The organism is Neisseria shayeganii, from assembly GCF_014054965.1.
In the GTDB taxonomy this organism is placed as follows: Bacteria; Pseudomonadota; Gammaproteobacteria; order Burkholderiales; family Neisseriaceae; genus Eikenella; species Eikenella shayeganii.
This window is the reverse complement of record NZ_CP059567.1, coordinates 595,604-607,625: the sequence shown is the minus strand read 5'-3', so window position 1 is coordinate 607,625 and position 12,022 is coordinate 595,604. Positions and strand designations below refer to the sequence as shown.

Below are 12,022 nucleotides of genomic sequence, written 5' to 3'. Positions count from 1 at the left end.
CACAAACAGGCTACCTGAAAGGATTTTCCGCCATGCATTTCGACACCGAAGTCATCCACAGCAGCTACCACCCCGAAGAACACAACCGCGCCATCATGCCGCCGGTGTACCAAAACAGCATGTTCGCCCTCAAACACATCGGCGAAGACGTGCCCTACCGCTATTCCCGCATGAGCAATCCCACCCGCAAAGTGCTGGAAGACACCGTGGCCGAGCTGGAGCAGGGCTGCGCCGGCTTTGCCTACAGCAGCGGCATGGCCGGCATCGACGCCGTCTTCCGCACCGTGCTGCGCCCCGGCGACACCGTGGTGGCCGTGGCCGACATTTACGGCGGCGCCTACGACCTGCTGACCGAAGTGTATGCCGCCTGGGGCGTGAACGTGATTTTTGCCGACCTCACCCAAGCCGACAATCTGGACGCCCTGCTGGCCGAACACCGCGTGAAACTGGTGTGGCTGGAAAGCCCCAGCAATCCGCTGTTGCGCCTGGTGGACATCGCCCTGTTGGCACAAAAAGCCAAGGCCGCCGGCGCACTGGTGGGCATGGACAACACCTTCGCTACCCCCTATCTGCAAAACCCGCTGGCATTGGGCTGCGACTTCGTGTTCCACTCCGCCACCAAATACCTGTGCGGGCACTCCGACGTGCTGATGGGCATCGTGGTGGCCAAAGACCCCGCATGGGCCAAACGCCTGAAAACCCTCACCGACCACACCGGCGCCGTGGCCGGGCCGATGGACTGCTCCTTAGTGTTGCGCGGCATCAAAACCCTGTCCGTGCGCATGAAGCAACACTTGGCCAACGCCGCCGAAATCGCCCGCCGCCTCAGCAGTCACCCGGCGGTGGAAACCGTGTTCTACCCCGGCCTGCCGCAACACGAGCACCACGAGCTGGCCAAACGGCAGATGCGCGGTTTCGGCGGCGTGGTGTCGGTTTATCTGCGCCAAAACAGCCGCCAAGCCGCCGACACCGTTATCCGCCGCCTGCAACTGCTGCAAATGGCCGCCAGCCTCGGCGGCGTGGAAAGCCTGGTCAACCACTCGCCCAGCCAGTCGCACAGCGGCATGAGCGCCGAATTGAAACAACAGCTCGGCATCCGCGAAGGCATGCTGCGCTTCTCTATCGGCATCGAAGACGTGGAAGACATTTGGGCCGACCTCAACCAAGCCCTCAATGCTCTGCTGTAAACGCCAGTTCACACATTAAAAAACTTTCAGGTAGCCCGATTGAGGCTACCTGAAAGCTGTTTTCTCCATCGCCCAAGCGGCTGTTCCGCCTGTTTCACACAAGCCATCCCGTATGAATGTCACGCCCCGCTATCCGAAACTGCTGCAAGCCTTCAGCCAACTGCCGCTACCCGTGGCCGTTGTCGATTTAGAATCCACCGGCGGCCATTTCTACCAAGACCGTGTGACCGAAGTGGCCGTGCTGCACTTTTACCGCGGCGAAATCCGCACCTTCAACACCCTGATCCATCCGCAGCAAACCATCTCCCCGTTTATCGAACGGCTCACCGGCATCCGCAACGACATGGTGGCCGACGCCCCGCGCTTTGCCGACATAGCCGCCGAGCTGCTGCCCCTGCTGCGCGGCAGCCTACTGGTGGCCCACAACAGCCGCTTCGACTACACCTTTCTGCGCCACGAATTCACCCGCGCCGGCCACCCCTTCGCCGCCCCCACCCTGTGCACGGTTCAGCTCTCCCGCCAGCTGTATCCGCAACACCACAAACACAATCTGGAAACCATCATCGAGCGGCACGGCATCCGCGCTCCGCAGCGGCACCGCGCCTTGGCCGACGTGTTGGCGCTGTGCGACTTTCTCGAATTGAGCCTGCAAGAAACCGATGCTGCCCATTGGCAGCAAACCGTCCACAAACTGCTGCGCCCCGGCCTGCTGCCGGATTGGCTGCCCGCCCACCTGAGCCAACAAATCCACGCCCTGCCCGACAGCCACGGCATCAGCATCTGGCACCATCCCGGACATCAACAACCGCAGCTGTTGGTGCACGAGCAGGCGTTTCAGGAAATCCACGCCCTGCTCCGTCAAGCCGGCGCCGCCGACCGCTGGCAGGCAACCCGCCACATCGAGTTTTTACCCAGCCTCGGCCCGCTGCACAATATGGCGCAAATGGCCGCCTATCTGCACCGCCACGGCCTCAAACCCGCGAATCACCATTCAGTCGCCCCTTACCGCAGCATAAACTGGCAGCTGCACCAAGGCTACCTGAAAGCCAAAATCAGCCCCTTAGCAGACGGTTTTTACCCACAAGCACCTACCGGCCTGTTTCTGCATCCCAAAGGCGCCAAGCGCGCACTGAACGATTGGGCGCAGCAAAACGGGCTGTGTCCGGCCCTGCTCGGCATCCTGCCCGACGGCCACGCCGATGCCTGTCCGCGCCAAACCCTGAAACAATGTGGCGGCGACTGCGACCAACGGCATCAAGAAACCGCCGTCCGCCGTTTGGCCGCCGATCTGCCCGTCTGCGATTGGGGCCACACACGCAGCGTGCTGCTCACCGAGCGCCATCCGTTTTCCAGCCAACAACACACTTTCCGCTGCCGCGGCGGCGCGATTGAATGGACCGACGGCGCATGGTTTTTCGACAGCCGCATTCCCAAATGGGTGAAAGAGCGCCTGAAAAAGCGCGACGGCGTGGTGATCGAACATTGACGGCAGGCATCTTGAGACCTTTGCAAAACCCTCAGATGTGGATGCCGTTCAAGGCGTAGCAGCGCAGCGAGCGTGAACGCAGGAATCCCCGTGGGAAAGACATATCATATAGATAGGCAAGCGAGCGAGCAGCGCACAACGCAGAAATGCGCCGCAGATGGGGGTTTTGCAAAGGTCTCGGCAGGCATCTTGCGGCTTTTGATTACCCTGCTTGCCGCCCGATTGACTCGACCACCAGATGGCAGCCACAGCAATCCAGACAGACACAACAAAAAAGGACTCCGTTGAAACGAAGTCCTTTTTGATTGAAGTAAGCGCTGGATGCCGATTACTCGTCTGCACCGGTGTAGGGGCGCACGCTCACGGTTTTGCGGTTCAGGCGGCCTTTTACAGCGAATTCCACATAACCGTCCACTTTGGCGAACAGGGTGTGGTCTTTGCCCATACCCACGTTTTCGCCGGCATGGAATTTGGTGCCGCGTTGGCGCACGATGATGGAACCGGCAGGGATCAACTCGCTGCCGAAGGCTTTCACGCCCAGTCGTTTGGCTTCTGAATCGCGGCCGTTTTTAGAGCTACCGCCGGCTTTTTTGGTTGCCATGTTTAATACTCCTAAACTTGTTTACTGAATGGGATCAGGCGATGGCCACAATTTCGATTTGGGTGAAATTCTGACGGTGGCCTTGACGCTTTTGGTAGTGCTTGCGGCGGCGCATTTTGAAAATGCGGACTTTCTCGCCGCGGCCGTGGGCCACTACTTTGGCGGTAACTTTGGCACCTTCGATAAAGGGCGCACCTACTTTTACAGAATCGCCGTCAGCAATCATCAAAACTTCATTCAGTTCGATTTGGCTGTCGAGTTCGGCAGGTATCTGTTCTACTTTCAATTTTTCGCCAACGGCAACTTTGTATTGTTTGCCGCCGGTTTTTACGACCGCGTACATACTCAACTCCATGAGAATTAGGGTTTATTTCTTCCGCACCCCATGTGCGAAACGGCGCATTATAGGGAAAAACCTTTTTTCTGTCAAAACATTTCCCCACCGTCTCTGCTACAATACCGCTTATTTTGCCTAAGCCGCCAAGGCTACCTGAAACCGCCATGTCCACTCCCCTACCCCAAGAAATCCGCCTGCAACAACAGGGCATCCTGGTCATTCTCCACTATGCCGACGGCGAATACCGCCTGCCGGCAGAGTATCTGCGGGTCTATTCCCCGAGCGCAGAGGTGCGCGGGCACGGCAGCGGGCAGGAAAAACTGCAAACCGGCAAAGCCGGCGTACGCATCATTGCCTTGCAGGCCGCCGGCAACTACGCTTTGAAAATCACCTTTTCCGACGGCCACGACAGCGGCCTCTACGACTGGGATTATCTGTATAAATTGGCGCACGAATACGATACAATGTGGGCCGATTATCTTGACCGTTTGCGGCTGGCAGGCGCCTCGCGGCAAGCCGACCCGGCCTCAACGAAACCGCAATCGCTCCAGTGATGAACCAACGTATCCGCTCCGTTTATGCCGCCCTACTGCTGATGCTCGCCGCTTGCGAACAGGCAGCGCATAATACGGCAGCCCCCGACGCCGCCACACCCGGCGCCGATGTGCCCGGCTTGGTTCAGGCGCGCCAGCAATTTGTTGCCAGCTGCACCGAAGCCGCCGCCGGCGAAGACAGCGGCACGCCGCCGGAAACCTTTGCCGCAGTCTGCGGCTGTACCTTTGATGAAACCGCCGCCCAATACCGCAGCCAAGCCGCTTGGCTTCAAGCTTTGGCCGACTATGACAGCGGCAAAAACGGGGACGAATTGGAAGCCAATATGCGCGCCGCCGGCAACCGCTGCGCCGAACGCCTGCTGCCATAATCCAGCCGCTTTCAGGTAGCCCGAATCAGCCATTGCGCCATGCCCGGCACCCGATATTCCCACACTTTCCTTCAGGAGATTTCCATGTACTTCAAAACTTTCGCTTCCGCCCTCGCCGTTTCTGCCGCCGTTTTGCTGGCCGGCTGTGATGCCGCCGTCGAAAAAGTGGCTGAAAACACCGATGACGGCAAAATGCGCGCCGAATTCGTCACCAGCTGCACCGACTCCGCCGTTTCCGCCGCCGGTTCGAATGCCGCCTTCAGCAAAGAGCAGTTCAACCAACTGTGCGGCTGCTCATTCGATGAAGCCGCCAAACTGTACCCGGATGCCACCGCCTGGAAAAAGGCCGTCATCAACTACGGCCTTTCCCAAAACGACCCCGAGCTGGAAAGCAAGCTGACCCAAGCAATGGGCACTTGTGTGCAAAACATGCTGCAAAACTAAACCAGCCCTGAAAAGAAAGTCCCTCTTATGAGCCAAGACAAGCAAACCCACTTCGGCTACCAAACCGTTCAGGAAAGCGAAAAAGCCGGCAAAGTGGCCGAAGTTTTCCACTCCGTGGCCAAAAACTACGACATCATGAACGACGTGATGTCCGGCGGCCTGCACCGGGTGTGGAAACAGTTCACCATCCACACCGCCCGCCTGCCCAAAGGCGGCAAAGTGTTGGACATTGCCGGCGGTACCGGCGATTTGTCGCGCGGCTGGGCCAAACGGGTGGGCAAAAGCGGCGAGGTATGGCTGACCGACATCAACTCCTCTATGCTCGGTGTGGGTCGCGACCGCTTGCTCAACGAAGGCTTGGTCTTGCCCGTGGCCGTGTGCGATGCGGAAAAACTGCCCTTCCCCGACCACTATTTCGACTTGGTTTCCGTGTCTTTCGGCCTGCGCAACATGACGCACAAAGACATCGCCCTGCGCGAAATGTACCGCGTGCTCAAGCCGGGCGGCACCCTGCTGGTATTGGAGTTTTCCAAAGTGGCCAAGCCGCTGGCACCCACTTACGACCTCTACTCCTTCAAGCTGCTGCCGCTGATGGGCAAGCTGATTGCCAAAGACGCCGACAGCTATCAGTATCTGGCCGAAAGCATCCGCATGCACCCCGACCAGGAAACCCTGAAGCAGATGATGCTGGACGCCGGCTTCGACAGCGTGGACTACCACAACATGACCGCCGGCGTAGTGGCCTTGCACAAAGGCGTAAAATACTGACACGCCGATGTGCGGCCACCGTTTTCAGGTAGCCCGAACGCTTGCGGAAAACAAACCGAAACCGCCGGCAATGCTGTTTGCCCGCGGTTTCTTTTTCAAGCCACCGCACCGTATTGCGCTGCGCTCAGGCTACCTGAACACACCGCACGCCATCTTGCCGCAATTGCATCGCCTGCCCGCCCGTTTGCCCCATCTTGCCACCCCGGAGCCTTCCATGCCGCCCCTGAAAAACGACACCTTTTTGCGCGCCCTCTTAAAAGAACCGGTCGAATACACTCCCATCTGGATGATGCGCCAAGCCGGCCGTTACCTGCCCGAATACAAAGCCACCCGCGCCCGCGCCGGCAGCTTTTTGGATTTGTGCAAAAACACCGAACTGGCCACCGAAGTCACCATCCAACCCCTAGAGCGCTTCGATTTAGATGCCGCCATTCTGTTTTCCGACATCCTCACCGTGCCCGACGCCATGGGTTTGGGCCTGTATTTTGCCGAAGGCGAAGGCCCCAAATTCGAGCGCGCCCTGCAAAACGAAACCGCCATCCGCGAGCTGGCCGTACCGGATATGGGCCGGCTACAATATGTGTTCGACGCCGTTACCGCCATCCGCCGCGCCCTAAACGGCCGCGTACCGCTCATCGGCTTTTCAGGTAGCCCCTTCACCCTGGCCTGCTACATGATCGAAGGCGGCGGCAGCAAAGAATTCCGCCACGTCAAAAGCATGATGTATGCCCGCCCCGACCTGCTGCACCGCATTCTCGACATCAACGCCCAAGCCGTCACCGGCTACCTGAACGCCCAAATCGAAGCCGGCGCCCAAGCGGTCCAGATTTTCGACACCTGGGGCGGCGTATTAAGCGATGCAGCCTTCCAAACCTTCAGCCTGCGCTATATGCAGCAAATCATCGGCGGTTTGAAACGCGAACACGAAGGCCGCAGAGTGCCCGTGATCGTGTTCACCAAAGGCGGCGGTCAATGGCTGGAAGCCATGGCTACCTGCGGCGCCGACGCCCTGGGCTTGGACTGGACCTGCAACATCGGCCAAGCCCGCGCCCGAGTTGGGAAACACGTGGCCCTGCAAGGCAATTTCGACCCCTTCGCCCTCTTCGGCACGCCCGAAGCCATCCGTCAAGAAGCCGCCCGCATTCTGGCCGACTACGGCAGCGGCAGCGGCCACGTCTTCAATCTGGGCCACGGCATCAACCAGCATACCGATCCGGAACACGCCAAAATCTTGGTGGATGCCGTCCACGAGCTGTCCCGCCCTTATCACTCGGCCTAATCAGCTCATGCCGCTAAAAAATGCCTGCTTTCTGCAGGCATTTTTTACATAAGCAAACTTCTTGAGACCTTTGCAAAACCCCCAGATGTGGATGCAGTTCAAGGCGTAGCAGCACAGCGAGCGTGAACGCCAGGAATCCCTGTGGGAGAGACATATCACACGATAGGCAAGCGAGCGAGCAGTACCCATAGGGCATAAACGCACAACGCAGAAATGCGCCGCAGATGGAGGTTTTTCAAAGGTCTCTTCTTACCTATCCATACGCTTCCTTTGCAAGCCTTTCTCAGCCCAATCAAAAATAAAGATAAGCGATTTATTTCATTTTAAAAAGTTTGGCAACTCTATTTTATTTCACGGTTACTTGGTCAATTTTTAATGGGATATATGTTATGATATAACGCTTTATTTTCAACCTATGTAAATTCACCACCTCAATTTGTTATGAAATCCAACTTCCCTCTCCGCCCACTTTATTGTGCCTTCATCCTAGCCCTGCCTGTTTTGGCCTCAGCCGACGACACCCAGCTACCCGATATCGACGTTCAAGGCCGCAGCTATCCTTTGCGCAGCGAACACATCGACAGCGGCACCAAAACCACCTTATCCGAACCGGAACTCCAACGCACCCGCGCCGCTTCCTTAGGCGAAACCGTGCAACAGGTAACTGGCGTGCACAACCATAACTTCGGCCCGGCCGGCGGCCTGCCACAAATCCGCAGCCTGACCGGCCCGCGCGTGTACATCAGCGAAAACGGCTTGGGCGTCTCCGATTTATCTGCCATCAGCGGCAACCTGCCCACCCCGGCACAACCGTTTCTGGCCGACAAAATCACCGTACGCAAATCCTCCGCAGCCGTCCTCTACGGCGGCAACGCTGTAGGCGGCGCGGTGGATGTGGAAACCCGCCTGATTCCCGACACGCTACCTGAACGCGATTTCGGCGGCAAAGTGGAAATCAGCGGCGGCGACAACACCCCGAACAGCCAAATCTTCCGTTTAGACGGCAACGTGGGCAACTTCGCCTGGCACATCGACGGACAAAACAGCAAAATTTCTTCCTACCGCATTCCGGGCGATAGCAAAGCCGGAGCCTGCTACAACCCGGATGAAATTCTGTTCAACTCGCCTTTGCGTGATTTGTGCCAAGTAAAAGTAGATATCACCTATCCCTTCGACAAACGCTTATACCGCTATGTGATGAAGGATTATTTAAGCGGCGGAGAAAGTTGGCGCAAAGAATGGGAACTGGGTCGGGATGAGGTGTACAGCAATTACGAAGGCAACGCTTCCTCACGATACTGGACAAATAATCCCGACTACGACGCCTCCGTGCCACCCAACAGCCTGCGCAAATTGAAAAGCCTGCAAGACGCCGCCCCGGTGGAGCACGGCAAACTCACCAACAGCCATATGCACCTGCAAAGCCTCTCCGCCGGTGTCAGCTACATCGGCGAACGCGGCTACGTCGGCATCGGCCTCAGCCGCTACCTGAACCGCTACGGCGTACCCGGCTATGCCTCCCTCTCCACTCGCAGCGGAGAGGCGGACGGCACGCTGCCGGTGAACGTGGATGCCGATCAAACCCGCTGGCAGGCAGAAGGCTTGTACCGGCCGCAAGTTTCCTGGTTGGACAACATCCGATTCCGCATCGCCCATACCGATGCCGACAACCGTGAATATCTCGGCCGCCACTTTGCCGACAGCCTGAACAGCCGCAGCCAGCAGGTGCGCGTCGAGTTCAACCACCGCCCCGCTTCCTTTATGCAAGGCACCTTGGGCCTAGACTGGCGCCACCGCCGCATCGACAGCAGCGGCTCCGACCGCCACATGCCCAATACCCGAACCCGCGAGTACGCCCTGTTTGCCCTAGAAAAATTCCGCTGGCAAAACTGGGAAGCCGAATTGGGCTTGCGCCACGGCCGGGTCAAACACCAAGCCTTGCTGGACGGCTACCAACCCGGCCGCGGTTTGACAGAAGGCTACCTGAAAGACCTCAACCAGCGCGAATACAGCCTCAATAGCCAGCAAGCCGCTCTCAAATGGTCGCCCTTTGAGATAGCGAGCTTCGGTATTCGCTACAACCGTTCGCAGCGCGCCCCCGAAGTCAACGAACTGTTTGCCAGCAACCGCCACTTCGCCATCCTCACCAACGAACACGGTGATCCGCGTCTCAACCCCGAAACCGCCAGCACTTGGGAATTCGGCGGCGAATTGAACTGGCGGCAAACCCAATTACGCGCCAACTACTACCACACCGATTTCAAAGACTACATCTACCTCGGCCAAACCGGCACCAGCAAAGGAGACGGCCTCCCCTACAAAGAATGGCGCCAAGGCGACACCCGTATTCACGGCATTGAGTTGGAGTGGAAACAATATTTCGACTTAGGCAAATACGGCCTGTTGGAAACCCGTTTGTTTGCCGACTGGGTCAAAAACCGACCGGTAGACCAGCCCTCGAATGCAGACCCCCGCGACCCGGAAGCGTGGAAACGCTATCTGCGCTACCAACGCGACGGTGCCTATATGCCCGGCCTGCCCACTACCCGCTACGGCATCGGTCTCAGCTGGCAGAAAAGCGGCTGGCAGCTGGCCACCAGCCTGACCTGCTACACCGCACAGCGCCATCGCGGCAAAGTCATCAACGAAGAAGTGGATTTGGGCGGTTACAAGCTGTGGGATGCCTACCTCGGCTACACCCACCATTTCAACGAACACCGCAGCTTGGAATGGTTTTTGGATGCACGTAACCTCGGCAATGTCGAAGCTCGTCCGCACAACTCCACTTTAAAATACCTGGCCCCCCTGCCCGGCCGCTCGCTGCGCACCGGCCTGCGTTTCACTTTCTAAGCGCTACGGTGCCAATTGTCGGACTGCCGCCGCAGTAGATATGCGCCCATATCCACCAACAAAGGCAGTCCGGCGAAAAAAATTGGGCAAGGGGCTTGACCGAAAAAAACCGAATCCATATAATTACGAACTTCACAGCGCACCCGTAGCTCAGTTGGATAGAGTATCTGGCTACGAACCAGAGGGTCGGGCGTTCGAATCGCTCCGGGTGCGCCATGAAACATCCGCGCCCATCGTCTAGCGGTTAGGACATCGCCCTTTCACGGCGGTAACCGGGGTTCGATTCCCCGTGGGCGTGCCAATTTTCAAAACCCCGAGAAATTCTCGGGGTTTTATTTTTTTCCATCGGTTACCCTGAATAAATTTGCCGGCTGCCCTCATTATGGGCTATGCCCCCGCATCGGGCTACCTGAAAACAGGTTTCAGGTAGCCCGATGCGGTGGGAAACGCCGTGCGCAGGCAGGGGAAAGGGTTTACAATACCGGGCCCATTGTCTGAGCCCTATCCAAAAAAACAGGAACACCACCATGACCATCATCAAACAAGAAGATTTCATCCAAAGCATCGCCGATGCTTTCCAATTCATCAGCTATTACCATCCCGTCGATTACATTCAAGCCCTCTACAAAGCCTGGCAGAAAGAGGAAAACCCGGCCGCCAAAGACGCGATGACGCAGATTTTGGTGAACAGCCGCATGTGTGCCGAAGGCCACCGCCCCATCTGCCAAGACACCGGCATCGCCACCGTATTTTTGAAAGTCGGCATGAACGTGCAATGGGATGCCGATATGAGCGTGGCCGAAATGGTGAACGAAGGCGTGCGCCGCGCCTACAATTGGCCAGACAACAAACTGCGCGCCTCGGTACTGGCCGACCCGGCCGGCAAGCGCCAAAACACCAAAGACAACACCCCGGCGGTGATCCACATGGAAATCGTGGCCGGCGACAAAGTGGAAGTCACCTGCGCGGCCAAAGGCGGCGGTTCGGAAAACAAATCCAAGCTCGCCATGCTCAACCCTTCCGATTCGATTGTCGATTGGGTGCTGAAAACCATCCCCACCATGGGCGCAGGCTGGTGTCCGCCCGGCATCTTGGGCATCGGCATCGGCGGCACGCCGGAAAAAGCGGCTTTGTTGGCGAAAGAATCGCTGATGAGCCACGTCGATATTCACGAATTGCAGGAAAAAGCCGCTTCGGGTGCGACACTCTCCACCACCGAAGCCTTGCGTTTGGAGCTGTTTGAAAAAGTGAACGCGCTGGGCATCGGCGCGCAAGGCTTGGGCGGCCTGACCACCGTTCTCGATGTCAAAATCTTGGATTACCCCACCCACGCCGCGTCCAAACCCGTGGCCATGATTCCGAACTGCGCCGCCACCCGCCACGTTGAATTTGAATTGGACGGTTCCGGCCCGGTGAAACTCGACCCGCCTTCATTGGAAGACTGGCCGGACATCACCTACAGCCCCGACAACGGCAAGCGCGTGGATGTGAACAAGCTCACCAAAGAAGAAGTCGCCACTTGGAAAATGGGCGATGTGCTGCTTTTGAACGGCAAAATCTACACCGGCCGCGATGCTGCCCACAAACGCATGGTCGATATGCTCAACAAAGGCGAAAAACTGCCGGTCGATTTCACTAACAAACTGATTTACTACGTCGGCCCGGTTGACCCCGTGCGCGACGAAGTGGTCGGCCCCGCCGGCCCCACCACCGCCACCCGCATGGACAAATTCACCCGCCAAATGCTGGAGCAAACCGGCATGATCGGCATGATCGGCAAATCCGAACGCGGCCCCGCCGCCTGCGAAGCGATTGCCGACAACCAAGCGGTGTACCTGATGGCCGTGGGCGGCTCGGCCTACTTGGTGGCCAAGGCGATTCAGGAAGCCAAAGTGGTGGCTTTCGAAGACTTGGGCATGGAAGCAATTTACGAGTTTGAAGTGAAAGACATGCCCGTTACCGTGGCGGTGGACAGCAGCGGCCAATCCGTGCACGCCATCGCGCCGAAGCAATGGCAGGCCAAAATCGGCATCATTCCCGTAGAGGCATAAAACCGCAGGCTACCTGAAAGCATTTCAGGTAGCCTGTTTGGTATGGTGTCATGTGCAGAAGTAGGCCGGATACCGATTCCGAAAATTCAGCCGCAAA

At 58.0% G+C, this 12,022-nt stretch carries 11 protein-coding genes, 2 tRNA genes and 1 pseudogene; 11 read left to right on the top strand and 3 right to left on the bottom strand.

Annotated elements, in window-relative coordinates; genetic code table 11:
- Window positions 1-32 precede the first annotated feature (32 nt).
- Together H3L94_RS02900 and H3L94_RS02895 are read left to right on the top strand one after the other, a co-directional pair.
- The gene (locus tag H3L94_RS02900) at window positions 33-1,187 is read left to right on the top strand and encodes a trans-sulfuration enzyme family protein (RefSeq protein ID WP_182122589.1); all 1,155 of its coding nucleotides are present in this window, start codon (window positions 33-35) and stop codon (window positions 1,185-1,187) included.
- Window positions 1,188-1,299: 112 nt separating this feature from the next.
- On the top strand, window positions 1,300-2,673 hold the full coding sequence (locus H3L94_RS02895) for a 3'-5' exonuclease family protein (protein WP_182122588.1): 1,374 nt from the start codon (window positions 1,300-1,302) through the stop codon (window positions 2,671-2,673).
- Between the two features lie 11 nt (window positions 2,674-2,684).
- Here the strand turns inward: H3L94_RS02895 and H3L94_RS12315 are convergent.
- The 3 genes and pseudogenes from H3L94_RS12315 to rplU form a co-directional block, all read right to left on the bottom strand.
- A pseudogene (locus tag H3L94_RS12315) lies at window positions 2,685-2,857 on the bottom strand (ATP-dependent exonuclease); the annotation flags it as partial.
- 144 nt (window positions 2,858-3,001) lie between these two features.
- The gene (gene rpmA / locus H3L94_RS02890) at window positions 3,002-3,274 is read right to left on the bottom strand and encodes a 50S ribosomal protein L27 (RefSeq protein WP_009119377.1); all 273 of its coding nucleotides are present in this window, start codon (window positions 3,272-3,274) and stop codon (window positions 3,002-3,004) included.
- A 34-nt stretch (window positions 3,275-3,308) separates the two neighbouring features.
- Window positions 3,309-3,617, bottom strand: a complete 309-nt coding sequence (gene rplU, locus H3L94_RS02885; RefSeq protein ID WP_182122587.1) for a 50S ribosomal protein L21 — start codon at window positions 3,615-3,617, stop codon at window positions 3,309-3,311.
- 158 nt (window positions 3,618-3,775) lie between these two features.
- Here rplU and H3L94_RS02880 point away from each other — a divergent pair, with 158 nt between their 5' ends.
- The 9 genes from H3L94_RS02880 (at window position 3,776) to H3L94_RS02840 (ending at window position 11,925) form a co-directional block, all read left to right on the top strand.
- Window positions 3,776-4,165 (top strand): gamma-butyrobetaine hydroxylase family protein, encoded by a 390-nt coding sequence (locus H3L94_RS02880; protein ID WP_040660343.1) that lies wholly within the window; start codon window positions 3,776-3,778, stop codon window positions 4,163-4,165.
- Complete coding sequence (locus tag H3L94_RS02875) at window positions 4,165-4,533, top strand: hypothetical protein (protein ID WP_182122586.1); 369 nt, start codon at window positions 4,165-4,167, stop codon at window positions 4,531-4,533. The genes H3L94_RS02880 and H3L94_RS02875 overlap by 1 nt, the downstream gene beginning before the upstream one ends.
- Window positions 4,534-4,617: 84 nt before the next feature.
- Window positions 4,618-4,977, top strand: a complete 360-nt coding sequence (locus tag H3L94_RS02870) for a hypothetical protein (RefSeq protein ID WP_182122585.1) — start codon at window positions 4,618-4,620, stop codon at window positions 4,975-4,977.
- Between the two features lie 27 nt (window positions 4,978-5,004).
- Window positions 5,005-5,745 carry a bifunctional demethylmenaquinone methyltransferase/2-methoxy-6-polyprenyl-1,4-benzoquinol methylase UbiE gene (ubiE, locus tag H3L94_RS02865; protein WP_182122584.1) on the top strand — a complete coding sequence of 247 codons (741 nt, stop codon included), beginning with the start codon at window positions 5,005-5,007 and terminating at the stop codon, window positions 5,743-5,745.
- 214 nt (window positions 5,746-5,959) lie between these two features.
- Window positions 5,960-7,024 carry a uroporphyrinogen decarboxylase gene (gene hemE, locus H3L94_RS02860; protein ID WP_182122583.1) on the top strand — a complete coding sequence of 355 codons (1,065 nt, stop codon included), beginning with the start codon at window positions 5,960-5,962 and terminating at the stop codon, window positions 7,022-7,024.
- Between the two features lie 501 nt (window positions 7,025-7,525).
- Window positions 7,526-9,874, top strand: coding sequence for a TonB-dependent receptor (locus tag H3L94_RS02855; RefSeq protein ID WP_244958821.1), 2,349 nt, complete (start codon window positions 7,526-7,528; stop codon window positions 9,872-9,874).
- 139 nt (window positions 9,875-10,013) lie between these two features.
- Window positions 10,014-10,090 (top strand) — tRNA-Arg (locus H3L94_RS02850).
- Between the two features lie 10 nt (window positions 10,091-10,100).
- Window positions 10,101-10,175: transfer RNA gene (locus H3L94_RS02845), tRNA-Glu, on the top strand.
- 226 nt (window positions 10,176-10,401) lie between these two features.
- Window positions 10,402-11,925, top strand: a complete 1,524-nt coding sequence (locus H3L94_RS02840) for a fumarate hydratase (protein WP_182122581.1) — start codon at window positions 10,402-10,404, stop codon at window positions 11,923-11,925.
- Window positions 11,926-12,022 lie beyond the last annotated feature (97 nt).

What these genes read in the sequence shown, in the direction of transcription:
- ubiE (WP_182122584.1), top strand. Translation starts at nt 5,005, where the DNA reads ATGAGCCAAGACAAGCAAACCCACTTCGGCTACCAAACCGTTCAGGAA.
- H3L94_RS02840 (WP_182122581.1), top strand. Translation starts at nt 10,402, where the DNA reads ATGACCATCATCAAACAAGAAGATTTCATCCAAAGCATCGCCGATGCT.
- H3L94_RS02895 (WP_182122588.1), top strand. Translation starts at nt 1,300, where the DNA reads ATGAATGTCACGCCCCGCTATCCGAAACTGCTGCAAGCCTTCAGCCAA.
- H3L94_RS02880 (WP_040660343.1), top strand. Translation starts at nt 3,776, where the DNA reads ATGTCCACTCCCCTACCCCAAGAAATCCGCCTGCAACAACAGGGCATC.
- H3L94_RS02900 (WP_182122589.1), top strand. Translation starts at nt 33, where the DNA reads ATGCATTTCGACACCGAAGTCATCCACAGCAGCTACCACCCCGAAGAA.
- H3L94_RS02875 (WP_182122586.1), top strand. Translation starts at nt 4,165, where the DNA reads ATGAACCAACGTATCCGCTCCGTTTATGCCGCCCTACTGCTGATGCTC.
- H3L94_RS02870 (WP_182122585.1), top strand. Translation starts at nt 4,618, where the DNA reads ATGTACTTCAAAACTTTCGCTTCCGCCCTCGCCGTTTCTGCCGCCGTT.
- rplU (WP_182122587.1), bottom strand. Translation starts at nt 3,617, where the DNA reads ATGTACGCGGTCGTAAAAACCGGCGGCAAACAATACAAAGTTGCCGTT.
- rpmA (WP_009119377.1), bottom strand. Translation starts at nt 3,274, where the DNA reads ATGGCAACCAAAAAAGCCGGCGGTAGCTCTAAAAACGGCCGCGATTCA.
- hemE (WP_182122583.1), top strand. Translation starts at nt 5,960, where the DNA reads ATGCCGCCCCTGAAAAACGACACCTTTTTGCGCGCCCTCTTAAAAGAA.